General features: G+C 60.5%; 23 protein-coding genes. 16 read left to right on the forward strand and 7 right to left on the reverse strand.

Annotated elements, in window-relative coordinates:
* Positions 1-257 precede the first annotated feature (257 nt).
* The 5 genes from NKH78_RS00275 to NKH78_RS00295 form a co-directional block, all read right to left on the reverse strand.
* The gene (locus NKH78_RS00275; protein WP_352881966.1) at positions 258-401 is read right to left on the reverse strand and encodes a DUF3768 domain-containing protein; all 144 of its coding nucleotides are present in this window, start codon (positions 399-401) and stop codon (positions 258-260) included.
* Between the two features lie 461 nt (positions 402-862).
* Positions 863-1,483, reverse strand: a complete 621-nt coding sequence (locus NKH78_RS00280; protein ID WP_352881969.1) for a nitrogen fixation protein NifQ — start codon at positions 1,481-1,483, stop codon at positions 863-865.
* Positions 1,484-1,843: 360 nt separating this feature from the next.
* Entirely contained in the window at positions 1,844-2,035 is a 192-nt protein-coding gene (locus tag NKH78_RS00285; RefSeq protein ID WP_352705440.1) for a ferredoxin, read from the reverse strand.
* Positions 2,036-2,075: 40 nt separating this feature from the next.
* On the reverse strand, positions 2,076-3,293 hold the full coding sequence (locus NKH78_RS00290; RefSeq protein ID WP_352881457.1) for a cytochrome P450: 1,218 nt from the start codon (positions 3,291-3,293) through the stop codon (positions 2,076-2,078).
* Positions 3,294-4,146: 853 nt separating this feature from the next.
* Positions 4,147-5,214: a hemin-degrading factor gene (locus tag NKH78_RS00295; protein WP_352881460.1), complete on the reverse strand. Its 1,068-nt coding sequence runs from the start codon at positions 5,212-5,214 to the stop codon at positions 4,147-4,149.
* 725 nt (positions 5,215-5,939) lie between these two features.
* Between NKH78_RS00295 and NKH78_RS00300 the strand changes: the two genes are divergently transcribed.
* Positions 5,940-6,260, forward strand: coding sequence for a HesB/IscA family protein (locus NKH78_RS00300; protein WP_352881463.1), 321 nt, complete (start codon positions 5,940-5,942; stop codon positions 6,258-6,260).
* 69 nt (positions 6,261-6,329) lie between these two features.
* On the opposite strand, the gene NKH78_RS00305 is transcribed toward NKH78_RS00300, so the two are convergent.
* Positions 6,330-6,722, reverse strand: a complete 393-nt coding sequence (locus tag NKH78_RS00305; protein ID WP_352705436.1) for a hypothetical protein — start codon at positions 6,720-6,722, stop codon at positions 6,330-6,332.
* Between NKH78_RS00305 and nifS the strand changes: the two genes are divergently transcribed.
* The 15 genes from nifS to NKH78_RS00380 all read left to right on the forward strand — a co-directional run bounded on the left by nifS (position 6,721) and on the right by NKH78_RS00380 (position 22,604).
* Positions 6,721-7,938: a cysteine desulfurase NifS gene (gene nifS / locus NKH78_RS00310; RefSeq protein WP_352881467.1), complete on the forward strand. Its 1,218-nt coding sequence runs from the start codon at positions 6,721-6,723 to the stop codon at positions 7,936-7,938. The two genes, NKH78_RS00305 and nifS, sit on opposite strands and share 2 nt — an antisense overlap.
* The gene (gene nifV, locus NKH78_RS00315; protein ID WP_352881470.1) at positions 7,935-9,143 is read left to right on the forward strand and encodes a homocitrate synthase; all 1,209 of its coding nucleotides are present in this window, start codon (positions 7,935-7,937) and stop codon (positions 9,141-9,143) included. The genes nifS and nifV overlap by 4 nt, the downstream gene beginning before the upstream one ends.
* Positions 9,140-9,520: a nitrogenase stabilizing/protective protein NifW gene (nifW, locus tag NKH78_RS00320; protein ID WP_352881473.1), complete on the forward strand. Its 381-nt coding sequence runs from the start codon at positions 9,140-9,142 to the stop codon at positions 9,518-9,520. Before nifV ends, nifW begins: the two co-directional genes overlap by 4 nt.
* Positions 9,521-9,698: 178 nt before the next feature.
* Entirely contained in the window at positions 9,699-10,550 is an 852-nt protein-coding gene (locus NKH78_RS00325) for an electron transfer flavoprotein subunit beta/FixA family protein (RefSeq protein ID WP_352881476.1), read from the forward strand.
* Positions 10,551-10,568: 18 nt separating this feature from the next.
* The gene (locus NKH78_RS00330; protein ID WP_352491473.1) at positions 10,569-11,678 is read left to right on the forward strand and encodes an electron transfer flavoprotein subunit alpha/FixB family protein; all 1,110 of its coding nucleotides are present in this window, start codon (positions 10,569-10,571) and stop codon (positions 11,676-11,678) included.
* A 9-nt stretch (positions 11,679-11,687) separates the two neighbouring features.
* Positions 11,688-12,995, forward strand: coding sequence for an FAD-binding protein (locus tag NKH78_RS00335; RefSeq protein WP_352491521.1), 1,308 nt, complete (start codon positions 11,688-11,690; stop codon positions 12,993-12,995).
* Positions 12,996-13,006: 11 nt separating this feature from the next.
* Positions 13,007-13,306: a ferredoxin family protein gene (locus NKH78_RS00340; protein ID WP_352480510.1), complete on the forward strand. Its 300-nt coding sequence runs from the start codon at positions 13,007-13,009 to the stop codon at positions 13,304-13,306.
* 182 nt (positions 13,307-13,488) lie between these two features.
* Complete coding sequence (nifA, locus tag NKH78_RS00345) at positions 13,489-15,252, forward strand: nif-specific transcriptional activator NifA (RefSeq protein WP_352881479.1); 1,764 nt, start codon at positions 13,489-13,491, stop codon at positions 15,250-15,252.
* Positions 15,253-15,490: 238 nt separating this feature from the next.
* Positions 15,491-16,969, forward strand: a complete 1,479-nt coding sequence (nifB, locus tag NKH78_RS00350) for a nitrogenase cofactor biosynthesis protein NifB (RefSeq protein WP_352881481.1) — start codon at positions 15,491-15,493, stop codon at positions 16,967-16,969.
* Between the two features lie 32 nt (positions 16,970-17,001).
* Positions 17,002-17,196, forward strand: a complete 195-nt coding sequence (locus NKH78_RS32560) for a 4Fe-4S dicluster domain-containing protein (protein WP_023678248.1) — start codon at positions 17,002-17,004, stop codon at positions 17,194-17,196.
* 99 nt (positions 17,197-17,295) lie between these two features.
* A complete protein-coding gene (locus NKH78_RS00360) occupies positions 17,296-17,616 on the forward strand; it encodes a nitrogen fixation protein NifZ (protein WP_352450751.1) in 321 nt (106 codons plus the stop codon).
* Entirely contained in the window at positions 17,613-17,825 is a 213-nt protein-coding gene (nifT, locus tag NKH78_RS00365; protein ID WP_352506796.1) for a putative nitrogen fixation protein NifT, read from the forward strand. The genes NKH78_RS00360 and nifT overlap by 4 nt, the downstream gene beginning before the upstream one ends.
* A 36-nt stretch (positions 17,826-17,861) precedes the next feature.
* A complete protein-coding gene (locus tag NKH78_RS00370; protein WP_352881485.1) occupies positions 17,862-18,767 on the forward strand; it encodes an SIR2 family NAD-dependent protein deacylase in 906 nt (301 codons plus the stop codon).
* A 73-nt stretch (positions 18,768-18,840) separates the two neighbouring features.
* Positions 18,841-20,709 carry an ABC transporter ATP-binding protein gene (locus NKH78_RS00375; protein ID WP_352881488.1) on the forward strand — a complete coding sequence of 623 codons (1,869 nt, stop codon included), beginning with the start codon at positions 18,841-18,843 and terminating at the stop codon, positions 20,707-20,709.
* Positions 20,709-22,604, forward strand: coding sequence for an ABC transporter ATP-binding protein (locus NKH78_RS00380; protein ID WP_352881492.1), 1,896 nt, complete (start codon positions 20,709-20,711; stop codon positions 22,602-22,604). Before NKH78_RS00375 ends, NKH78_RS00380 begins: the two co-directional genes overlap by 1 nt.
* Before the next feature lie 609 nt (positions 22,605-23,213).
* Here NKH78_RS00380 and NKH78_RS00385 read toward each other — a convergent pair.
* Positions 23,214-24,254, reverse strand: a complete 1,041-nt coding sequence (locus tag NKH78_RS00385; protein WP_023678254.1) for an LLM class flavin-dependent oxidoreductase — start codon at positions 24,252-24,254, stop codon at positions 23,214-23,216.
* Between the last annotated feature and the right edge of the window lie 75 nt (positions 24,255-24,329).

The raw sequence follows: 24,329 nt of genomic DNA on the forward strand, positions 1-24,329 counted from the left end.
ATCCGCTCATCATTCTCCACCGAATAGCGGAGGACAATGAGGATTCTTGGTTGGGCACTACCTTCTTTTACCACCAGCATTCTGACCGCTCGCATAGTAAGTCGTTCTATCAACAGCAAGATCGAATTGGGAAGCATGGGAGCCATCAAAAAAGGAAATGGCACCCCCGTAGTGCGTCATAGTATGGATGCTGCGCTTGGTACTCTTCCGCCAGCATGATGGTCATAACCCGGCGAGTGACCTAGGAGTTAGCAGGATCAACTGCCGGTTGAAGCAGGTTTGGTCAAAGTAGTCGATCTTCCAAATGACGTGAGGCCACCAATGTCGACAACGGCACAGTCGTGCTCACCATACGGATCATTGTCCTGATCGAAAGCCTCAAAGGCTGCGACCGCGCGGATGACTTCCGCTTACACCTGGCGGTCGAGCGCTGCCAGACCCCGCGAAATGACAACTATGCCACCAAAATGAAGTTCCGGAGCTGATCGTCAAATATACGAATACGGTCAGATTCAGAAACCAGAGAACTCATCGAAGTGCTCCTTCTCTTCCGCTGAACTCAATCATGACGTCTATGGCCTCGTATGCCATATCTTCGTCCAGCACCGCTACACGTCTTCGCCGAGCCATTTCCTGGCTTTGATAACGCCGCCCGGGCGAGCGCCATTGGGCGGGGTGCGGCCAGCATCCAGTTGCTCGGCGCTCGATTGGTGCGGGTCGGGTCCTGTACCGCCGTGATGACGGCCCGCCGAAGCGAGCACCAGAGCGCACAGCATTCAAATCCTCGAAGGCATCCGCCGACATTCGACAAGAGACATATGGCGCGGCGCGAGCGCTGGCGCTGTCCGACGAAAAGCGGCTCTCAATCCGAGGCGATGCCGTCCTTGATCCGTGTGAGGCGGCTTTCGCCTTCCTCTGGGCCGAAGCAGCTTTCGAAATCATTGCATTCCAGGCAACTGGGCGCGCTGCAGAGCGAAAAACCTTCGGCCTCGCAGAGCTTGCGGTAAAAGTATTTCTTCCATTTCATCTTTTGGGTGTTGCCGGCCGCCAGCGTCGGAAAATGCGAGGCGAGCAGGCGGCCGAGGTCGGTTCGATTAAAAAGCCCAAGGTCCTGCCAGAGATGGTCATTGCGCATGGCACGCCGGGCGATGATCTTGGCGAAGCGAGCGCTCGCCGGGTCGCCCGGCCGGGCATGCGCCAGCAGCAGTCCGCGCAGAAGTTCTTCCTCCAGATCCGGCTCGGGCTCGCTCACCTCTTCCAAGGCAAACGCGCTGATAGGAATAGCAGGGAAACAGCGGGCCAGGACATCGCGCAGCTCGGCGCGCGAAAGGCCGGTTGCCTGCGTCGCCGTCGCCTCGCCGGCCCCGATCTCCTCGAGCGCACGTGAAAGCACACAGGCAAGCACATGCTGGTCGAACCTCCTCTCCAGCTCGATCTGCGGCCATCGGCCGGTGCTGAGCCGGGCATAGTGTTGGGCAAATATGGTGCCGTTCTCCTGGTTTGTCCTATCAAGTCATGCAGCGACCCGGCCGGCCGCAACATGGGTCGGGCAGTTCTTCGGGTAGAGGCAGTCGCGGATCGTCTCGCGGTCGAGTAGTTCGGTAATTTTCGTCTGGTCCCTCGGCTCTGTCGCAAATTCTGTGATTGGAAGAGGTGTTTCGCGAACCCCCGCCGTGCCGTTTGCGCCTCATGGGGAACACCTCGGCGCCGGAAGTGCCCCCGCGGAGTTGGACGTGGACCGTGCTGGGACAGAGGTCGCGTGCCGTCCTTTCCAGTGCGGCCACATGGTCGACCCCATTCAAGCCCGCCAGACTCTCGGTTGAATGACGTCTGATTCAAAGCGTCAGCGGGTGAGTTCCAGCGCACGTTCAGGACAGCATCGCGCGCCTCGCGATGCAGGCAGCTCCTCCCCTTCCGCAACTTCAATGTCACCAGGCAGGATATAACCCTCGTCATCAAGCTTGAAGATGTCCGGCGCTTGCGCCGCGCATCGCGCGTGACCCTGGCATTTGGCATTTTGGACGATGATGCGCATGGCGCTGCCTCCATTCTCTGTGCCCCGGCTTGGGGCGGGCCTAGGACCAGTTCAGGATCAAATTTTCGATCCCGAACACATGGCCGCCAGAGGTTATCGGTGCCGTACCCTGCTTGATCCTGAAAGCCGGGATGCGCGCCAGCCACTCCTCCAGCCCAATGACAATCTCCCGCCGGGCAAGGTGTGAGCCAAGGCAACGGTGGGGACCATAGCCAAACGCGGCGTGGCGGTTGTCCTCCCGCTCCAAATCGATCGTGTTGGGGCATTCGAATTCCGCCGGGTCACGATTGGCAATCATCGTGGCGCAGGAAACATAGTCCCCCTTCCGGATCGGCGCGCCTTCGAAGTCGATATCTTTCGTAGCCACGCGGATCAACTGAATGGGCGGATAGGCCCGCAGCAATTCTTCGGTTGCGAGCGGGATGCGGTCCGGTTCGCTCCGCAGCAATTGCTGATCTTTGAGGTTGCGCGCGAGGTACGCCAAGTCAAAGCCTATAGCTGCTGCGACCGTGTCGAGCCCAGCGACGAAGACAAGCACGCCGATGCCGCGGACTTGGGTGTCCGTCAGCCGGCGGCCCTCGACCTGTGCCTGCACGATAAAGGTCATGAAATCGTCAACCGCCTCCTGGCGGCGCATGGCTGCAAGTTCGTCGATGAATGCCACGATCGTCCGGGCAGCCACAGGTCGTTCCTTATCGTCGCCGTGGAGCAGATCTTTCCCCCAGCCGACGAATGTATCGAGTCGGTCATCGGGCAACCCCAGAAAGCGAAGAAAGGTGCTCACCGCGAAAGGAAAGGCAAAATCCTTCATCACGTCGCAGCTTGTGCCCGACGCGGCGATCCTTTCGATCAGCTCGACCGCCCGTTCGCGGACAGCCGGTTCCAAAGCCAACACCCGCTTTGGCGAAAGCAGCGGATTGAGCAGTGAGCGAAAGACGCCATGGGCCGGTGGATCGAGCTCAAGCGGGATCGTCGGCCAGTTTTCACCCAGTATGGAGGAGAAGATGCTGCGATGGCTGGAAAAAGTCTCTGCGTCCTGCAGCACCTTCCGCTGGTCCGCGGCACGGGTGATGACCCAGGTACCCCGGCCATCTTGCGTGTTGTAGCGGGAGTAAAAGATCGGAGGCCCGTCATGTACGCAAGCGACAGCTGCGTGTGGATCCCCGTTGGGTGTTGGTGGCATCCCTGGCGATGTAAACAGGCTGAAGTCCCTCACCATTTCGGGCGGGACATGATCTGGAACGGGGTTGGTCGCCATTTTGTTTTCTCTACATTGGCGTTCATGGCTCGATTGAGATTGCACCGCTGTTCATAAAGTCGATTTCCAGCATGGGCACGTCTCTTGTCGGGCGCCTTCTAGATTCTGTCGCCTGATACAGCCCACCTGCACCAGCGCGGATGAGATCGGTTGCGAAGTCGATCAGAAGGGGCATCTCCGCCGCGCTGCGGTCATGAAGCAAAGCCGCCGCTTATCCCCGTTAGGGTTGAGAGGCTGGTCAATCACCTCTGAGCTCCGTGACGCACTGCTGATGCCCTGCTGATCAAATTGTCGAAGCAAGTCGCGTGCCGGATAGGCGTACCCATGGCGCTGCACCAAGCAATGCCAGCCTGCACTAGGCCCGCCGCTGATGATCACCTGTCCATCATTCTTAGGACAACGTCCGACAACCGACATCCGTGGTCGGTTTTGTCGAGTCCGCGACATCGGGCTGTTCGGCCTGGCTGCTGCTGCACAGCCTTCCGGTCGACGAGCGAGGAGATCGCTCGCACGGCCCGGATTGAGCAACGACGCGATCCGGCGCAAGGTTCGGGTGCGGTCCGACAAGACCCGGCCGCGCTTCCGATTCGGTTCGGCGCTGATGGCATATGCGTTGTTGTAGCCGCTGCAAGGATTTCCGGTCAGACGAGCGATGCACTCGTGCGCAGCGATCCGGCCGGCGACGAGCCTGACTGTATCGATGCGGTCAATTCCGGGGTGCACACCTGACCGTGCGTATGCGCTAACACGGCAAGCTCTATCGCACATGGACCTATATTTCCTCGCGAGCCGCTGTCGGAACGTGGTGCCGAGTCCTATGGCGGCCGGTTCAATCCGAGGGCCTGTCGGCACTCTACACATCCCGGTCGGTCGGACCGGGAACGCGTGGCAGACTCTCGGCCAGAAACCGCCAGTCGCTGCGCTCGCGTTCGCCTTCCTTGCGCGTGCCGAAGAACTGGACGATCATCTTGCCGTCGGCGCCATAGGCTTCAACGGACGTGACGTGACCGTCCCTCGTCGGCTTGCGCACGGCCCAGACCTCGCGGATGTGATGGGTCCTAAGATGCAGATGGAAGGTCTCGTCGAGCACATTGATCCGCGGCCCGATCTGCTTGACCGACTTGATCGGGCCGGAATGGATCTGGATGCAACCACGATTGCCGACAAAGCACATGATCGGCATCTCGTCTTCGGCCGCCTGTTGGAACAGGGCGCCAACGGCATCATTGTCGAGCAGCCAAGCGTAATCCTCGTCGGCCATACGCATCGCCTGGCAGCGGCTGAGCTTCAGTGCCTTCAACATATGGTAGAACTGATGCACGTCGCTCAGCCGGCTCCAGTGCTCGCGGAGGTCGTCGACCGTGGCGGCTTGGTCTGGACTCACTGCGTTATCGCGCGCCCCGCTCGCCTCGACCGATATGATCGGCTCCTGGTCGGAGGATGCGAGCTCTGCCGCCAGATTCTGATAGGCCTGCAGGTTCGAGGCGGGCCTGAGATGTACTTTGTGCATCGCCTCGCCGGTGGCATCAAAGAATTGCAGGCTGCGGCGGATCTCGGCTCCCTCGCGCTTCTCGACGGCGAAGCCATACGCCCACGCTTTCGGGAAGATGCGCAGGTCGATCTCGTCGCCGAGCACCATGGCATGCGGGTTGCCGGTGACCACTTTGTCGTAGACGCCGATCTTTTGGTGCACGGCACTTTGGTTGCGGGTGACCGCCATCACCTCGCCGACCGCTTCGAGGCCGGTCAGCAGATCATCGACGCGCGGCTCGATGCGCAGCGCGCCGTGACCACAATGCGCCGCGACCAATTCGGCTTCCGAAATGCCCAATCGAGCGGCGAGATCATGCTCCCGGATTTTCGGATTGTCTTCGCACGCCCGCCGGATTTCGTCCGGCGACGGTTTCTCGCGCTGGTCCATGTCTTACCCCTGCTTCCACCTACGTGTGAGGATCAGCTGCCCTGCCGGTGAATCTTCAGCCGATCGGGCGCGCCGTAATGCTCGACCCTGATCTGCTGCTGGCCCGTGAACAAAGTGTCGCTGGACAGCGTGCGCACGTCGTCGCACCCGCGCGAAAACGGGGGGTGCTATCGGAGCGGCGAGACCCGAGTGACACGAGCAGGCACATGCCGATGGAATCTCATCGAGGCGGTCGGTGGCCACCGGGCGGTGGTGAGCGATTGTGGGTGTTGTCGCAATCGGCCAATCGGTCATTCGGATGCCACGGGCGGCGCTGCTTCGCCAAACAAAGCGTGTCTGACCCAGTCCTGACATGTTGCTCCCTTGCTTTGCCGCATCGATCGCGAGGGCACCCACGACACGATTGTGGATCGGCAGTCTCTTGCCGCCTCGCCAGTGGAGCTTCAAAAACTGTGCCAATTGCGCCGAAGCAAGCTCAGAAGGAGTCTTCTGTAATGGTCATTGGTTTAATGTGAGTTCAGCCAACAACTCAGGCCCAACATCCCGCGTGGCGGACCCGACAAACCCGACAGTACGTGTCGGTTGGCCGACACCTTCGCAGCAATGGACTCACAAGAACCACCGCAGGGTCAGAGATGCCGCGCTGTGTTGAAACATTTTTTCGCTTTGGCACGGTGCATGCAACGTGATGCGCAAGCAGGTCCCGGACTGAGGAGAATGGAGCCATGATTACGCTCACCGACAACGCTGTTGCCGCCATCAAGACTGCTCTTTCCCGCGCCAGCGAGCCGGCGGAAGGCTTTCGCATCATGGTCCAGGCCGGCGGCTGCGCCGGCTTCAAATACTTAATGGGCCTGGAGAGCGTGTCGCGCGAGGGCGACGCGATCACCGAGACAGATGGGATCAAGCTGTTCGTGGACGCGGGCTCCCAACCCCATGCCGCCGGCATGACCGTCGACTTCCTCACCGGGCTCGAATCTTCCGGCTTTGTCTTCGATAACCCCAACGCGCGCGAGAAGTGCGGCTGCGGCAAGTCCTTCAGTTGATCGCCCGAAGCGCCTGTGCGGGTCCATGAAGCGATTGCCGCCGACGCACTCATTTGCGGCAGAGGAGGCTTATATGGCCGGCACAACAGATGTCCCTGTCCTCAAGAACAAGGCAAGGTCGAAGCCGATCTTGGGACCGGCAATCGCTTCAGGTAGGATGCAAAGAACGTCGCCTCCCGAAACAGTTCGGTTCCTGGTGGCACCCAAGCTGCTGGCGGCCAAATCGCGCCGCTGCGCCAAATTCGGCTTATCGATAACGTTGTCGTGTTCGGGCGTCCTTACCTGCGGGCTGACGGCGGCGACTGCGGACTTGGCCATGCCGACGCCGATCCGGTCTACGTCAAACTCTCGGGCGTCCGCGCCGGCCGCCAGTTCGGGCCCATCATCATCAACGGCATACGCCAGAGGCTCAATGAGCCGGTCGCGCGCTCGCGTCATTCCGGTCAACTGAGGATCGCACATGAAACCTGTCTACCTCGACAACAACGCAACCACACGGGTCGATCCTGAGGTCGTGCAAGCGATGTTGCCGTTCTTTAGGGATCAATTCGGCAACCCTTCGTCGGCGCACGCTCTTGGCGCCTCAGTCAGTGCGGCGGTGAGAAAGGCGCGGAGGCAGTTGCAAGCTCTGATCGGGGCGGAGTTCGACGATGAGATCACCTTCACCTCGGGTGGGACAGAAAGCGACAATGCAGCGCTTCTTTCGGCGCTCGAGGCGGCGCCCAACCGAACCGAGATCGTTACGTCCGCGGTCGAGCATCCCGCCGTGCTGACGCTCTGCGCGCATCTTGAGAAGACCCGCCGCGTCAAGGTGCACAGGATCCCGGTGGATTGCCGTGGCCGGCTCGACCTCGACGCCTATATGGCCGCCCTCACCCCACAGGTGGCAATCGTCTCGATAATGTGGGCGAACAACGAGACTGGTGTGATCTTCCCCGTGGCCAGGCTTGCCGAGTTGGCCAAGGAAGTGGGCGCCCTTTTCCATACCGATGCTGTGCAGGCGGTCGGCAAGCTTCCGATGGACCTGAAGTCGACTGCAATCGACATGCTGTCGCTCTCCGGCCACAAGCTGCACGGGCCGAAAGGGATCGGCGCGCTTTTCGTAAAACGTGGCGTCAATTTCCACTCGCTGATCAAGGGGGGCCACCAAGAACACAACCGGCGTGCTGGCACCGAGAATACGCCCGGCATAGTCGGGCTCGGCATGGCGGCCGAACTCGCCTTGAAATTCATGGACGACGAGACCACACGGGTAAAGTCGCTCCGCGACCGTTTAGAGGACGGAATTCTCCAGCGCATCCCAAGCACCTGTGTCACTGGTGATCCCCTGGAACGGTTGCCCAACACCGCAAACATCTCCTTCGAACATGTCGAAAGTGATGGAATTCCACTCCTCCTCAGCCGCCTGGGCATCGCGTGTTCCTCCGGCTCCGCCTGCACCTCCGGCTCTCTGGAACCGAGCCATGTCCTGAGCGCGATGAAAACGCCACACGCGGCAGTCCGCTTCTCCTTGGCGCGGGACAACGGCGAAGCGGACGTCGACCGGGTGCTCGAGGTCATGCCGGCAATCGTGGAGAAGCTGCGTGGCTTTCCCAGTTCTGGGCCGGGTAACCGAAGCTCCGAAGACGTTCAATCCGGTCCATGCCCGAGCGGCAGCAGAACCGGCTACCGTTCATGACCCGTCATGTCTTTCTCAACGATACGACCTTGCGCGATGGCGAGCAGGCGCCCGGCGTCGCCTTTACCACGACGGAAAAGCTGGAGATCGCCGAGTCTCTTGCGGCGGCCGGCGTCACAGAGATCGAGATCGGCACGCCGGTCATGGGCGCCGACGAGATCGAAACAATTCGCGCCGTGGTCGCGCGGTGTCTCCCGGTTCGGCTCATGGCCTGGTGCCGGATGACGTCGCTGGATCTCGATGCAGCGATCGAGAGCGGCGTCCACGCCGTCAATCTATCGCTGCCTGCGTCGGACATCCAACTTGCCGCCAAGCTCGGCCTCGATAAGGCGGGAGCGCTCCAGGTCATCGAACATATGGTCAGGCGCGCAGCCGCCGCCGGCTTCTTCGTCGCGGTGGGCTGCGAGGATGCCTCGCGGGCCAATCGGGATCATCTCGCCCGCGTCATCGAGACGGCTGCACGCGCCGGCGCAAGCCGCGTCAGGCTAGCCGACACAGTCGGCGTTCTCGATGCGTTTTCGACCTTCGAACTTGTCGCCCAGCTCGTGGCGCAGTCTCCAATCGACCTTGAATTTCATGCGCACAACGATCTCGGACTTGCTGCCGCCAACACGCTGGCCGCGATCCACGCAGGCGCGCGCCATGCGTCCGTCACCGTCCTGGGGCTCGGCGAGCGTGCGGGCAATGCCGCGCTGGAAGAGGTGGCCGCCGCGATGGCGGTCTTCGACGGCGCGGATACCGGCATCGAGCTGACCGCATTGCCCGACCTCGCCGCCCAGGTGGCTCGGGCCGCCCGCCGGCAGACCGCGGCCATTAAGCCGGTCGTCGGCGCCGATGTTTTCACCCACGAATCCGGCATTCACGTCGCAGGGCTGCTGAAGGACTCGCGTACTTATCAAGGGCTCGATCCGGCTCTCGTGGGCCGCCGCCGGCGTATCGTCATCGGCAAGCATTCCGGCGCCACTGCGATTGCCCATGTGCTGAGCGAAAGCGGTCGCGATCTCGACCCGGATCTGGCAGCCGCGATGGTGGCCCGCGTCCGGCGCGAGGCGGCCGAGACCAAATCGACCGTCACTGCAACTCAACTGGTCGAGCTCTACGATGGAATGTGCAGCGAGGCATCCCTCGCGGAGCTGTGCGGGTCCAGGTCAGCCGTGCGCGAGCGCACCGACACCACAGTTTTCCGACCAGGGAGAATGCAATGAATTGTTCCGCTGACAGCCGCCCCATCGATGTCACCGACATCCTCGCACGACTGAAGCGCCTGTCGGCTGCGGAGGAGTTCTTCGCAGTCCTTGGCGTCTCCTATGATCCGAAGGTGCTGAATGTCTCGCGGCTCCATATCATGAAGCGCGTGGGCCAATACCTTGCCGAAGAAGATTTCTCCGCTCTGCCCGACCAGGTGATTGCCGCGCGGGTGCGCGCGACTCTCGAACGCGCTTACGAGGACTTCGCGGTTTCCTCGCCGCTCACCCATCGGGTCTTCAAGGTGCTCAAAGACCACGATCCGAACAAACCTGCCACGCCGGGCCGCACCTTTGTCCCGTTCGACTCCGTACTGAAGCGGTTCGGACAGGAATGACCGCGACACGGGTTGCGACGCGACAATGTCGAGAAGCCGACAAATCCGGTCATCACCACGGCGCCCTCAGAAGCAACCAATCGCAGAGGGGGCACGCAAAACAGTTGGCACGAATGATGCAAACCAAGGAGATGAACCGCCAAGCCCGCATCCGGACAGGAGCCTGGAGAAACCGCCAATGCACATCGTAATCTGCATCAAGCAGGTGCCGGACTCGGCACAGATAAGGGTCCATCCGGTGACGAACACGATCATGCGCCAGGGTGTTCCGACTATCATCAACCCTTACGACCTGTTCGCCCTCGAAGAAGCCCTCAGACTGCGCGACGCCTATGGTGGCGAAGTCACCGTGCTCACTATGGGTCCGCCCATGGCAGAGGACGCGCTGCGCAAGGCGCTCGGTTACGGCGCCGACCGAGCGGTGCTCTTGACCGACCGCTATTTTGCCGGCTCCGACACGCTGGCGACCTCGTTCGCCCTTTCCCAGGCAATCGCGAAGGTTGGCGAGACGTTCGGCACGCCAGACCTCGTCTTCACCGGCAAGCAGACGATCGATGGCGACACCGCCCAGGTCGGGCCCGGCATCGCCAAGCGCCTCGGACTCCTGCAACTGACCTATGTCGCGAAGATCGCCTCTATTGACCTTGCTGCGCGCGAGATCAAGGTTGAGCGCCGCTCCGAAGGCGGCACACAGATGCTGAAGAGCAGTCTCCCTTGCCTGATCACCATGCTGGAAGGCACAAACGAGATCCGCCGGGGCTCGATCCAGGACGCCCTGTGCGCCGCGCGCAGCCAGGTCTTGAAATGGAGTGCCGCCGACGCCGGCATTGAGGATCTCACCAAATGCGGCCTGCGCGGTTCACCGACCGTCGTCAAGCGCGTTTTCGCCCCTCCTGCGCGGGCGGAAAAGGCGGCAAAAATCGAAACCGCCGAGATGGCCTTGCGCGATGTCGCTGACGAACTCATCACGGCAATCTTCACCCGCCAGCCGGCATTGGAACATGAGCTCGCCTTCAACGGCGGCGCGTGAGAGGGCAAGGAGCAGACGATGTCGAACGCGAACCGAGAAACCCCTCGCCCTGCCGCCGGCCGTGCCGGCATAAAGAAGGAGCTGCCCGCGCATTTCAAGGACTACCGGCACGTTTGGGTTTTCATCGAGCTCGAACGCGGCCAGGTCCATCCCGTATCATTCGAACTGCTCGGCGAAGGCCGCAAGTTAGCAGACAAGCTTCAGGTCCAGCTTGCAGGCGTCGTGCTTGGACCGCCGGGAGAGGCCATCGGGAACGCCGTTGCCGAAGCGTTCGCTTATGGCGCCGACCTTGTCTACATCGTCGAGGCGCCGCTGCTCGCCGACTATCGTAACGAGCCATTCACCAAGGCGATGACGGATCTGGTCGATACCCACAAACCCGAGATCCTTCTTCTCGGTGCCACCACACTCGGCAGGGATCTTGCCGGCTCCGTGGCGACGACCTTGCAGACAGGGCTCACGGCGGACTGCACCGAACTTGATGTGGATACCGACGGTTCGCTCGCCGCCACCCGTCCGACTTTCGGCGGTTCCTTGCTGTGCACGATCTATACGCTCAATTTCCGCCCCCAGATGGCGACAGTGCGACCGAGGGTCATGCCCATGCCACCGCGGGCGGATAAACCGGTCGGGCGTGTCATCCGGCACAAGCTCTCGGTAGCCGAGGACGAGATCGTTACCAAAGTCCTGGGCTTCCTGCCGGATAGTCAGTCGGCAAAGGCAAATCTTGCCTATGCCGACGTCGTGGTTGCGGGAGGCCTCGGTCTAGGCGCGGCGGAGAACCTGCAGCTTGTGAAGAATCTCGCGCGGGCAATTGGTGCCGAGCATGGCTGTTCGCGCCCGTTGGTCCAGAAGAGCTGGATGCCGGCTGATCGGCAGATCGGCCAAACTGGCAAGACCATCCGGCCGAAGCTTTACATAGCGGCTGGGATTTCCGGCGCCATCCAGCACCGGGTTGGCGTCGAGGGGGCGGATCTCATCGTGGCCATCAACACCGACCCGAACGCGCCGATTTTCGATTTCGCTCACCTCGGGATCGTCACCGACGCGATCCGCTTCCTGCCCGCACTGACGGAAGCCTTCACCCGGCGGCTGTCGCCCCACAGTCGCGATAAGCTTGCGAGCTAAGGGATGGACATGATTGAGGAACAATTCGACGCCATTGTTATTGGGGCCGGCATGTCCGGAAACGCAGCTGCTTACACCATGGCCAGCCACGGCCTGAAGGTGCTGCAGTTGGAGCGGGGTGAATATCCGGGCTCCAAGAATGTCCAGGGTGCCATCATGTACGCGAACATGCTGGAGAAGATCATCCCGGATTTCCGGGACGATGCGCCTCTCGAGCGGCATTTGGTTGAACAGCGGCTTTGGGTGATGGACGACACATCCCATACCGGGATTCACTATCGGTCGGACGACTTCAATGAGGCGAAGCCCAACCGCTACACGATCATCCGTGCCCAGTTCGATAAATGGTTTTCGCGTAAGGTGCGCGAGGCCGGCGCGACGGTTCTGTGCGAGACGACCGTGACGGAACTCATCCGTGACGCCAAGCACAGGGTGATCGGCGTCCGCACAGACCGGGCCGGCGGAGCCATCTACGCGGACGTGGTCGTCCTCGCAGAAGGTGTATGCGGACTGCTTGGCACGCGGGCCGGCCTGCGCGAGATGCCGAAGCCGCAAACCGTGGCGCTCGCCGTCAAGGAAATGCATTTCCTGCCCGAAGAGGTCATTGAGCAGCGGTTCGGCCTCAAAGGCGATGAAGGCTGCGTGATCGAGGCGGTGGGCACGACCTCCCGCAGCATGGCCGGGCTCGGCTTCCTCTACACCAACAAGGAGTCGATCTCACTGGGCATTGGCTGTCTCGTCTCCGATTTCGCCGCGATGGTCGAGAGCCCTTACGTCCTCCTCGACGCCTTAAAAACCCATCCTTCGATTCGGCCGCTGATCGCCGGCTCGGAAGTGAAAGAATATTCCGCGCATCTCATTCCCGAAGGCGGCTACAAGGCTATTCCGCAGCTCTTTGGCGACGGTTGGGTCGTGGTCGGCGATGCCGCGCAACTGAACAACGCCATTCACCGCGAGGGTTCGAACCTCGCCATGACCTCCGGCCGCATCGCGGCTGAGGCAATCATCGAGGTCAAGAGCCGCAACGGTCCTATGACCAAACGGAATCTCGCCCTTTACAAAGCCATGCTGGACAAGTCCTTCGTGGTCAAGGACCTAAGGAAATACAAAGACATGCCGGCCTTGCTCCACACCAATTCCTGCAATTACTTCACGGCTTATCCGCGGTTGATGTCGCAAGCCGCGCAGAACTTCATGCGTGTCGACGGCACGCCGAAGATCGAGAAGGAAAAGGCGACCACGGCGGCCTTCATCAAGGCGCGCTCGCGCTGGGGGCTGGTCAGCGACGCGGTCCGCCTTGCATTGGCGTGGCGCTGAGGGGAGACGAAATGACGATCGCAGTGACGAAGTCACGTGTCGAGGACAAGCTTTACCAGAACCGCTACTTGGTGGATTCCGGCCGTCCGCATATCAAAGTGCTACCGCACGAGAGGCCAAGCGCGAACTTGCTCGCGCTGACCCACGTCTGCCCGGCGAAATGTTATGAGTTGAACGACAAAGGCCAAGTGGAGATCACCGCCGACGGCTGCATGGAGTGCGGCACCTGCCGGATTTTGTGCGAGACCAGTGGCGAGATCGAGTGGAACTATCCACGCGGCGGCTTCGGAGTCCTCTTCAAATTCGGATGACCGAGGCACGCACCGTGTCAACAGGGTCAATCTTGGTACACCTGAGGTCGGGACCAAGGCCAAGTCTGTCTTTGCTGGAATCGCCTCGCAACGAAGAGAAGCTCGTGAATACTGTGCTTTCAGAATTCAGACTCAGATTCAAAAGGAGGAGCACTCTGGACGACAACCCCTGAGGTGTTTCCATGGCTCACGTACCGCAAGATCGGGTCGACCAGGTAGCACCTCGGGATACCCGCCCTGAACCGCCCATCAAAAGCATGCCCCAAGCAGATATCGCGCTCAGGGGACTCTACGAGATATCGAAGGTGCTGACCGCCCCCAGCGAGCTGGAGATTACGCTCGCCAATGTCGTGAACATCCTGCCTTCGTTTCTGCAGATGCGTCACGGAGCAATCGTCGTCCTGGACGCTGAAGGAGAGCCGGAGATTGCCGCAACTGCCGGCAATACCCACGCACCTCAATCAGGCACTCGCCGCCTCATACCACAGGCCGTAACAGATCAAATCGTCGCTACGGGGACGCCGCTGTTCATACCGGACGTCCGCAAGTCCCAACTATTTCAGGCTGACCTTCAAACGTCTTCGAGCAGCGGGACCATCCCAATTGCCTTTATCGGTATCCCGCTAAAGGCTGATCATAAGATCCTTGGGACATTGTCGATCGACCGCGCCGGAGACGGCGTCACCGACTTTCGCGACGACGAGGACACATACTTCCTGACGATGGTCGCCAACCTTGTCGGCCGGACCATCCGTCTCCATCGCACCCTGAGTACAGATCGTCAGCGGTCTGTCCATGAACAATGGGGACCGGAGAAATCGCCCAACGAGGGGAGGACCTACGACCCTGCCCGGCATGCGGATTCCAAAATCGACGGGATCATCGGGGAAAGCCCCGCACTCAAGCAGGTGCTCGAAACCGTCTCGGTCGTAGCAGGGACCAATTCCACCGTGCTTCTGCGGGGTGAAAGCGGCACCGGCAAGGAATTCTTTGCGCAAGCCATCCATAAGCTCTCACGTCGGAGGAAGAGGTCTTTCGTCAAATTGAACTGCGCCGCACTGTCTGAAAGCGTTCTGGAGTCAGAACTGTTTGGGCATGAAAAGGGCGCTTTCACGGGTGCTATCTCCCAGCGCGCCGGTCGTTTTGAATTGGCAAATGAGGGAACGCTGCTACTTGATGAAATCGGCGAGATTTCGCCGGCCTTTCAAGCCAAGTTGTTGCGTGTCTTGCAGGAAGGCGAGTTGGAGCGAGTCGGCGGCACCAAAACGCTACAGGTCGACGTGCGCCTCATATGCGCCACCAACAAGGACCTCGAGACGGCCGTCATAAAAGGGGAGTTCAGGGCCGACCTTTATTACCGCATCAATGTGGTGCCAATTATCCTGCCTCCGCTCAGAGAGCGACCCGGCGATATTCCACGCCTTGCGAACGCGTTCCTCAACCGATTCAACAAGGAGAACGATCGCGCACTCGCCTTCGCGCCGTCGGCGCTTGACCTGATCTCGCAATGCTACTTCCCTGGTAACGTCCGCGAGCTGGAGAACTGCGTCCAAAGGACGGCGACACTTGCGCGTTCAAGGACGATCACGCCATCCGATTTCGCCTGTAAGAAGAGCCAGTGCCTTTCCTGGCTCCTCTGGAAGCGAGCCGACCGCTCGAATGGCGGCAATACCATCGACGATCTCGCACGGGTCAACGCAGTGCCGGTCGGATTGCGGCTGCCGGCCAGTCGCATCGGTGCCTCCGCAGGCAACGTATCTCCCCTTGCGGCCGGCGATCCAAACGATCCCGCTTGTCCCCCGCGTCTGACGGAACGCGACCGGCTGATCGACGCGATGGACAAGGCCGGTTGGGTTCAGGCCAGGGCGGCTCGTATCCTCGGCCTCACGCCGCGGCAAATCGGCTACGCGCTGCGCCGATATGGCATCGAGGTGAAGAAATTCTAGACGTTGTGATGACGTCAAACGTAAGCCCGGAGTAGTCTCCCTCACACTCTGCGCGCCCAAGGCTGGTAGCCTTCGCGACCCGATTTGCTTGTCCACTGTCGGAAGCCCGACAAAGGTGTGTCGGAGCAATCCGACGGAATCCGACACGAAAGCCAATTCGTGAACCAAAACCGCTCTTTGAGCTGGCATAGCTCTTGCGGTTTGAACTGCGACATTCACCCAGCAACGGAGCCGTTCGATGTCCGCACCGGCAATTTCGCTTGAGAGCCTCAGCACGACATTCGATGACCAGTTGCTTGCCACCGTGAAAGCCGGTGGCTGCGCGTCTTCGTCCTGCGGCTCGTCGATAAAGCCGGACGACACGGATCCGGCTGTCTGGGAGAAGATCAAGGATCACCCCTGCTTTTCAGAAGAGGCGCATCACTATTTCGCGCGCATGCACGTCGCGGTCGCGCCCGGCTGCAATATCCAGTGCAACTACTGCAATCGCAAATATAACTGCGCCAACGAAAGCCGGCCTGGGGTGGTCTCCGAAAAGCTGACGCCCGACCAGGCGCTACGCAAGGTGATCGCGGTCGCCAACGAGGTGCCGCAGCTTTCCGTGCTCGGCATCGCCGGACCTGGCGATGCCTGTTACGACTGGAAGAAGACGAAGGCAACGTTCGAACGAGTCGCCAGGGAAATCCCAGACATCAAGTTTTGCATCTCCACGAATGGGCTCGCGCTGCCGGACCATGTCGATGAGCTTGCCGACATGAATGTCGATCACGTGACGATCACCATCAACATGGTCGACCCTGAGGTCGGTGCAAAGATCTATCCTTGGATCTTTTACGACCATCGCCGCTACGTCGGCATCGAAGCCGCCCGGATCCTGCACGAGCGCCAGATGTTGGGTCTGGAGATGCTGACCGCGCGCGGCATTCTCACCAAAATCAATTCGGTGATGATCCCCGGCGTGAACGATGAGCATCTGATCGAGGTGAATAGATGGGTCAAGGAGCGAGGCGCGTTCCTGCACAACCTCATGCCGCTGATTTCGGACCCAGCGCACGGCACGCACTACGGACTGAGCGGGCAGCGCGGCCCAAACGCAATGGAGATGAAGGCTCTTCAGGATCGTCTCGAAGGCGGCGCCCAGTTGATGCGCCACTGCCGGCAGTGCCGGGCAGATGCCGTCGGCCTGCTCGGAGAGGATCGTGGCCAGGAATTCACAGTCGACCGGATTCCCGGCGAGGTCACCTACGATGCCAGCAATCGCAAGGCCTATCGGGAGCTGGTCGCGGAGGAGCGCCGTGATCACGTGGCGGCTAGGAGAGAAGCGATCGGAATGGTCAAGGCAGCGAGCCCAGGCAAGTCCCTTCTCTTCGCGGTGGCGACCAAGGGCGGTGGCCGCGTCAATGAACATTTCGGCCATGCGAAGGAATTCCAGGTTTATCAAGCCTCGCCGAGAGGGATCAGTTTTGTCGGGCATCGGAAGGTGGAGCAGTATTGCCTCGGCGGCTGGGGCGGAGAAGCCGCCCTCGATGGCGTCATCGCAGCGCTTGAAGGCATAGATATCGTGCTGTGCGCCAAGATCGGAAACTGCCCGCAGGATCAGCTCGCCGACGCTGGAATCCAAGCCACCGACGCATATGCCCACGACTATATCGAGACCGCAATCAGCGCGATTTACGCGGCCGCGTCTGGGACCCCCGCACTCGCGGCGACGGCCTGAGCGCGTCTCATCCATTCGGACCAGGAGTTAAAATGGCTTTCAAGATCATCGCATCCCAATGCACCCAATGCGGCGCCTGCGAATTCGAGTGTCCCTCCGGCGCGATCAAGTTCAAAGGCGAGAGCTATGTGATCGAGCCGCAAAAGTGCACCGAATGCGAGGGGGTCTTCGATGCGCAGCAATGTGCCTCGGTATGCCCGGTGCCGAAGACCTGCGTTCCTGCGTGACGGACATTGGGCCGCCGACATGGTCGGGGATGCCTGCGCAGGACGCCTGGAACGCCTTTGTTCACAATCTGCAGCCTCAAGAGAAATCAGGGAACGGACATGTCGCTCGGACGCGAAGAGGAGGTCGAAATCCGCAGGCCTCCACGATTCATGCCGGGAGAGCGGGTACGTGCCACTCGCCACATAAAGAATGACGGCACCTATCCTGGCAGGGAGATCGGCGAAAATCTCGTGCGGAAGGGGGACGAGGGATATGTGCGCGACATTGGCACCTTTCTCCAGCAGTTCTTCATCTATGCGGTCGAATGGATCGACCGTGGCACCGTCGTCGGCATGCGAGCGCGTGAACTGATGAGCCTCGACAAAGCCGAGGTGCCCTGCAGTGCTGATAGCAATACCAATGAAGGGACGGCCAGATGAAAGTCATGATCCGCAGGACCGATGCTGGCTTGTCGGCGTATGTCCCGAAGAAGGACCTCGAAGAGCCGATCATCAAGCTCGAGAAGGAAGAGTTGTGGGGCGGAACTGTGACGCTCAGGAACGGGTGGCGGCTCCTCCTACCCGATCTTCCACGGGATACGCGTCTGCCGATCACCGTCGAGGCAAGGAAGATTTCCGAAGAGGACTGATGCTGCCCCTTGATAGGTGCGTCGGGAGGAACGAGCATGAACACGATCCTGACATCGGGCCACCTCGTCATCGTGCGGGACAGTTTTGCCGAAAAGCTGCATGACCTGGCGAAGGAAGCGCTCGCCGCCGATGAGGTGATCCCCTATCTCGGTCCGGGTCTTCTTGGGTTCAACTGTGCGGAACCGCCTGTGCCGCATACGCCCGAGGTCGTTGCCGCGGCACTCAATGCACGGGCGCCAGCCCCTTCCAGGATCCGCACCAATATGTGGTCGGTTGCGCAGTTCATCGAACAGCGCCGGCATCGCCGGACGCTTCAAGCTTGGATGACCGACATATTCGCAGCGCCGGTGGCGCCTACCCTCCTTCACGCCTGGCTCGCAAGGCTGCCGCTCTCCCTCATCCTCGACAGCTGGTACGACGGCGCGATGCGCACGGCTCTCGTAGAGACCGGCCGAACGGACGTCGTTGAGATACAAGGCGTCACGCGGGCGAACGAAATCGGTAACATTTGGACGAAAACCTACGATCTGTCCGGGAGGGAACTCGACCCCCGATCGGGGGCAAAGACGGTTCTCTATACACCTCACGGGAGTATTAGGCCGGCGCAAAACTTTCTCGTCGCAGATTCCGACTATGTCGAAGTCCTGACCGAAATCGATATCCAGACACCGATCCCAGACGTGGTGAAGGAACGGCGCATCACCCGCGGATTTTTCTTCGTTGGCTGCCGCTTCAACGATCAGATGCTGCGCACCTACGCCAGGCAGATCATGAAGCGCTCCCGAGGTCCACATTGCGCGGTAATGGACGCGGAAACGCTGACCAGAAACGAAGCGCGTTTCCTTGCGGCAAGCGGAATCACGGTGATCGACATGCCAGTAAGTGAAGCCGCGGCTCGGCTTATAGGAACGGGCACTGCTGCAGGTGGTGGACAGGATTAACAATGGCGGGCCCCTTTGATGATTGGTCCTTCGGCTTGCCTCGAAGGCGCAAAATGCAGTCGGGAATACACCCGTGAGCAGTGATGCTATCGGCAGCGCAACGAACGCTCTAAATTCGTTGACCCATGTGGAAGCGGCGCGCTGGGGCCGGGATTTGAGTACGCTGTTGCGCATCACGCGTATGAATTTGCGGCATCCCTGGCAGGTCGCCTTCGCCATGGGCTCGACGGTCCTGGCGGCAATCCTCCAGTTGCTCATTCCCCAGCTTCTCGGCCGGGCCGTCGACCTGACCCAGACAGCCATCGGGGGCGGTGTCGCGGGGACCGCGGCAGGACAAGCGCTCTGGATCCCGGCTCTCCTGCTGCTCGCCGTCAGCGCGCTACGCGGCCTTTTCACGATGGCGCAGAACTATTTTGCCGAAGCCGTCGGGCATCATGTCGCGTACGAACTGCGGCTCGCCTACTACGACAAGATCCAGCGTCTCAGCTTTTCCTTTCACGACCGGGTCCATTCAGGCGATCTGATCACCATCGGAATGCTCGATCTCCAAGGCGTGCGGATGTATTTTTCCACCGCGCTCGTTCGCGTGCTCCTGCTCACCATGCTGATCGGGATCGGCGCCTACATGATGATCTCGACCGATCCCATGCTCGGCCTGGTCGCGCTGAGCTTCGTGCCTTTTGTCGCCTGGCGCTCATCGGCCACACAGCTTAGGCTGCGCGCCACCTGGCTCGACCTGCATGAGCGGCTTTCAGTACTAAGCCGCGTGATGGAGGAAAATCTCGCAGGCATCCGCGTGGTCCGCGCTTTTGCGGCTCAAGCCTATGAGATGCTGAAGTTCGACGGCGCTTCCAAGAACGCGCTCGACCTCGCCCACGACCGAGTTGACATCTACGTGCCCAGCACGTCGGCGATGACCTTGTCCTTCTTTTTCGCAATGGGATTGGTGCTCTGGATCGGTGGCAGCAAGCTCGTCGCTGGCGAGATAAGCGTCGGAACGGTGGCGACCTTCCTGACCTTCATGACAATCCTGCAAATGCCAGTCCGCCAGATCGGCCTCATGGTCAATGCCTTTGCCCGCGCTTCTAGCTGCGGTTCGCGGCTTTTCGGTCTCCTCGACCAGGAGGTCACAATCAGGGATGCTCTCGAGGCCAGACCGCTTGAGATAAGCGACGGCACTCTGCGCTTCCACAATGTCTCGTTTGCGTACCCCAGCGCCGAAAACCGCGCCATTCTGAAGAACCTCAGCTTTGAGGCCCGTAGAGGCGAGACGATCGCGATCGTCGGTCCGCCGGGTTCGGGCAAATCGACGATGGCTCATCTGGTCTCCCGCTTTTACGACGTGACCGGTGGCGCCATCACGCTGGACGGCCAGGACATACGCAATGTCACCCTCGCGACGCTTCGCAAGGCGGTCGCCGTCGTACAGCAGGATGCATTCCTATTCACCACCACGATCGAGAACAACATCGCTTATGGCGATCCCTGGGCGAAGAGACAGCGAATCGAACGCGCTGGCGAATTCGCCCAGCTCCACAACTACATCCTCGGGCTCCCAGCAGGCTACGAGACGGTCGTGGGCGAACGCGGCGTCTCTCTCTCTGGCGGCCAGCGCCAGCGTCTCACGATTGCTCGCAGCATGATGCTGCGCCCCTCCGTCGTCGTTTTCGACGACTCAACGGCGGCGATCGATGCCGGCACCGAGCAGCGCATCCGCGCGGCGATGAGGCGCTTCGCCAAGGATCGGGTGACGATCATCATCGCGCACCGGCTGAGTGCGCTTATGCATGCCGATCAGATCCTTTTTGTCGATAACGGCGAAATCGTAGAACGCGGCACGCATCAAGAGCTTTTGGAGAAGCGGGGACGCTACAGGGCCCTTTACGATCTCCAGACGCGCCCGGGTGATGACATTATGACCCAGTATGGGGGCGCCCGCTGATGGCGCAGGGCCGCGCCGGCGAACTCGAAGCCGAACGTGACGACGGCAGACGCCCTCCGCGCGCGGTTGTCGGCTCGCACCGCATCGAGGAGGAGATGTTCGGCCGGGCTTTCGACAAGAGCATCCTCCGGCGCATCTGGGCCTTCCTCCGTCCCTATCGGGCCAGGGTAGTCATCACGATTGCAGCAATGCTGATCTTCACCGGGACGCAGCTTCTCATCCCGTTGATCATCCGCTACGCGCTCGACCAGGGCATGAACCCGGCAAGGACCGATCGCTCAGCCCAGCTTGCGGCCGTCGGCGCGTTCGTTTTGGCGATTTTGGTCAATTTCGCTGCCGGCTACATGCAGGAAACCGTGGTTGGGAAAGTGGCCGAAACTGTCCTGTTCGACATCCGCCGCGCCATGTTTGGCCATCTGCAGAAGGTTTCGCTCTCCTTCATGGACAAGACCGAGGTCGGACGCCTCATGTCGCGCCTGCAAGGCGACGTCAACTCCATACAGGAATTCCTCGAAACCTCGGTATATTCCGTAGGCGATGTTGCGCTTCTCTTCGGCATCGTTTTCGTAATGCTGTGGCTCGACTTCCGCCTCGGCCTCCTGACGCTCTCGGTTCTGCCGGTCCTGGTGATCGTCCGCATTGTCTGGCTGCCGCGTGCCCGCGACGCCTTCATGGCCGCACACGAGACTAATTCCGTCGTCAACGGCGCGCTGGCCGAAGCCATTCACGGCGTGCGCACCGTCCAGTCAATGGACCGCCAGCAGGTGAATTTCATCCTTTTTGACGACAAGGCCCATGCCAACCTCAGGACCCACCTGATCGCTGCCAAATATGCACTGGTCATGGTGCCTATCGTCGATGGCCTCACCGGCCTCGCCATGGCCGCCGTTATTGTGGTCGGCGGCTCGATGGTCATGAATGGCCGCATAGATGTGGGCGTATTGGTTGCCTACCTATTTTACATCCAGCGCTTCTTTGACCCGATCCGCTCACTCACCCTGCAATATTCGGTCATGCAGCGCGCCATGGCCTCAGGCAAGCGCCTGACCGATGTGCTCGACGTCAAGATCGATGTTCAGGACAAACCCAATGCCGAGGTGCTTTCGCCCGAAATGGACGGCTCGGTCGAGTTCAGGGACGTCACCTTCGGCTACAATCCGAACCGTTCGGTGCTGAAAAATGTCTCCTTCCGGGTCAATCCCGGCGAGACGGTCGCACTGGTCGGGCCGAGCGGTTCTGGCAAATCGAGCGCGATGGCCCTGGTCCACCGCTTCTATGATGTTCAGCAGGGCCAAGTGCTGGTCGGCGGACATGATGTGCGCGATCTCACCCAGGAATCGCTCGGCCGCCAGGTCGCCATGGTGCTGCAGGAGCCGTTCCTGTTCACCGGGACGGTCTTCGAGAACATTCGATACCACAAGACGGAAGCCACGCGCGACAAGGTGATCGAGGCCGCCAAGGCGGTCGGTGCCCACGACTTCATAATGAGCCTCGCCGACGGGTATGAGACCCAACTTGGCGAACGCGGCGACAACTTATCTCTCGGCCAGCGCCAGCTTATCAGTTTCGCCCGCGCCCTCGTCGCCGACGCCAAGATCCTCGTGCTCGACGAAGCTACCGCCAACATCGACAGCTACACGGAAATGCAGATTCAGAAGGCTCTGATAAAGCTGCTTGAAGGGCGCACTGGCCTCGTCATCGCCCACCGTCTTGCCACGATCCGGGGTGCCGACCGCATCATCGTGCTTCAGAATGGCCAAGTTATTGCGACTGGCAACCACGATCAGCTAATAGCCATGGGGGGCCTGTATTCCAAACTCTACAATCTCAACTACGCCTCCTTTGACGATATTCCAGAACACGATACGACCGTACAAGCCGGCTCCCAGACCTGACGTCTTGGCGGCCTTGTGGTACTGACATTGACTTCGGGCGTGCCGGCGGACACTCAGGCCGCCGCAGACGAGGAAGCAGGCAGCATTCATGCAAAGCACTCGCGCGGATCGTGAAGACCGGCTGCGAACGATTTCCTCCAGCGTCGTTATCCGACCGCGGTGCACGCCGCGACATCGGGCGAACTCGCTCCAGGTGGTGTCGCTCGGCGTAGCAAAGCCGCTCGCGAGCGCGCCCTCAACAGCGCCGTAGCGAGTGACGGCTTTGCTACCGCCGAGCCGCTGATGAAGCTGGATGCGGGAGCCGCCACCGGCGCCGCCCCGGTCGAGAAGAACCTCTTGCGGCGGGCTATGGGCAACGACTAGCGCGAGCGCGACGAGCAGATGCGTGCCGGCATCGTGACGCGCTCGGCCATCATCTCCTTAGGATCGTGCAGTCTCACACCGTGCCCAGATGCCGGCCAACGCACAAACCTGGTAATCTGTGTCGCCGGCTCGTCGTCAGTTTGGCCTCCCTCACGATTTCCCAATCCCCACCACGTGCACGCTCGAGCAATGTGAGGGAGCGCTGTTACAACGATTTACCTTCGGATCAGACCGCGAATTTCATGGTCAGCCAAGTCGAGCCATGATTTCGGATTGAATGGTCGTCGCGGTGTATAGGGAAGCATCTAGCGGCAGATTCCCAAATGCCAGTTGACAAAGAAGGTAGTTAGCACCTGCCTCTTCCAACTGACTGAGCAGAGCTTCTCGCACAGACGCTGCTGATCCTACCACGCACAATTCACTCTCGACTGCCGCATCGAAGGTCAGCGGCAGGTTGGGTGGAGTGGGGATAGCGTTAAGCTCGTAAAGGAATTGGAAGCTCTTGAGCCATCGTTCGTAAGCAGGTGCCGCGAGCGAATAGGCATGTGTGTCACAACGCCCAACCACGACCATGCGGAGCAATCCAATAAATGGCGCTCGATCGCCCGCGCCAGTGTTGTCCTCTTGATAGGCGCGGAACGCATCAGTAGTTTTGCGAACAGAAGAGGAAGGTCCTACACACGCGATATTTGCTCCATTCGCAGCGGCCCAGGCTGCGGACTCGGGTCGATTGGCGGCGACCCATGTTGGCGGATGTGGACGCTGATGAGGTCTTAGCGTCAAAGGAACGTCATTGAGCTCAAAATGGCGGCCTTGATAGCACAGCGTGCCAACCTTCATGGCATTAACAAGTATTTCAACAAGAATTTCGCTGGCTTCCGCATAGCGGCCCGGCACCGCGTCCGCACCAATCCCGAAGTAACCCAATTCGATCGGGAGAGCACCGCGCCCTATGCCCAGTTCGAGCCTGCCACCGCTCAACTGGTCCAGCATACAGATCTCTTCGAACGCACGCAGCGGATGATAAAGCGCAAGCAGCATCACCAAGGGTCCGAGACGCAGGCGCCGGGTGCGCTGGGCGACGCTCGATAAGAACAGATTCGGCGATGGACCTCTCCCATGGGGGGTACAGTGGTGCTCTGCGAGATGATAGGCATAGAACCCTAGCTGATCGCACGCCTCTGCTAATATCAGGCGATCTTCGTACTGCCGGGCGATATCGAGGCCGTCCTCGTCCAGATGATCGAAGATGCCGAAGGCTAGGTTTGAAGGAAAGACGTTTGTCACTCGATATTGTCCCTGATTTTAAAGAAAAATGTTGTCGTGCTTGGGTGACCAAGCAAGTCTAAAGATAGCAATGTG

It is taken from the genome of Mesorhizobium sp. M0910 (assembly GCF_040319465.1).
GTDB lineage: Bacteria > Pseudomonadota > Alphaproteobacteria > Rhizobiales > Rhizobiaceae > Mesorhizobium.

Bases quoted from the DNA above. Each gene is read 5' to 3' on its own strand.
- NKH78_RS00285 (WP_352705440.1), bottom strand. From the start codon at position 2,035: ATGCGCATCATCGTCCAAAATGCCAAATGCCAGGGTCACGCGCGATGC.
- NKH78_RS00290 (WP_352881457.1), bottom strand. From the start codon at position 3,293: ATGGCGACCAACCCCGTTCCAGATCATGTCCCGCCCGAAATGGTGAGG.
- NKH78_RS00295 (WP_352881460.1), bottom strand. From the start codon at position 5,214: ATGGACCAGCGCGAGAAACCGTCGCCGGACGAAATCCGGCGGGCGTGC.
- NKH78_RS00300 (WP_352881463.1), top strand. From the start codon at position 5,940: ATGATTACGCTCACCGACAACGCTGTTGCCGCCATCAAGACTGCTCTT.
- nifS (WP_352881467.1), top strand. From the start codon at position 6,721: ATGAAACCTGTCTACCTCGACAACAACGCAACCACACGGGTCGATCCT.
- NKH78_RS00305 (WP_352705436.1), bottom strand. From the start codon at position 6,722: ATGTGCGATCCTCAGTTGACCGGAATGACGCGAGCGCGCGACCGGCTC.
- nifV (WP_352881470.1), top strand. From the start codon at position 7,935: ATGACCCGTCATGTCTTTCTCAACGATACGACCTTGCGCGATGGCGAG.
- nifW (WP_352881473.1), top strand. From the start codon at position 9,140: ATGAATTGTTCCGCTGACAGCCGCCCCATCGATGTCACCGACATCCTC.
- NKH78_RS00325 (WP_352881476.1), top strand. From the start codon at position 9,699: ATGCACATCGTAATCTGCATCAAGCAGGTGCCGGACTCGGCACAGATA.
- NKH78_RS00330 (WP_352491473.1), top strand. From the start codon at position 10,569: ATGTCGAACGCGAACCGAGAAACCCCTCGCCCTGCCGCCGGCCGTGCC.
- NKH78_RS00335 (WP_352491521.1), top strand. From the start codon at position 11,688: ATGATTGAGGAACAATTCGACGCCATTGTTATTGGGGCCGGCATGTCC.
- NKH78_RS00340 (WP_352480510.1), top strand. From the start codon at position 13,007: ATGACGATCGCAGTGACGAAGTCACGTGTCGAGGACAAGCTTTACCAG.
- nifA (WP_352881479.1), top strand. From the start codon at position 13,489: ATGGCTCACGTACCGCAAGATCGGGTCGACCAGGTAGCACCTCGGGAT.
- nifB (WP_352881481.1), top strand. From the start codon at position 15,491: ATGTCCGCACCGGCAATTTCGCTTGAGAGCCTCAGCACGACATTCGAT.
- NKH78_RS32560 (WP_023678248.1), top strand. From the start codon at position 17,002: ATGGCTTTCAAGATCATCGCATCCCAATGCACCCAATGCGGCGCCTGC.
- NKH78_RS00360 (WP_352450751.1), top strand. From the start codon at position 17,296: ATGTCGCTCGGACGCGAAGAGGAGGTCGAAATCCGCAGGCCTCCACGA.
- nifT (WP_352506796.1), top strand. From the start codon at position 17,613: ATGAAAGTCATGATCCGCAGGACCGATGCTGGCTTGTCGGCGTATGTC.
- NKH78_RS00370 (WP_352881485.1), top strand. From the start codon at position 17,862: ATGAACACGATCCTGACATCGGGCCACCTCGTCATCGTGCGGGACAGT.
- NKH78_RS00380 (WP_352881492.1), top strand. From the start codon at position 20,709: ATGGCGCAGGGCCGCGCCGGCGAACTCGAAGCCGAACGTGACGACGGC.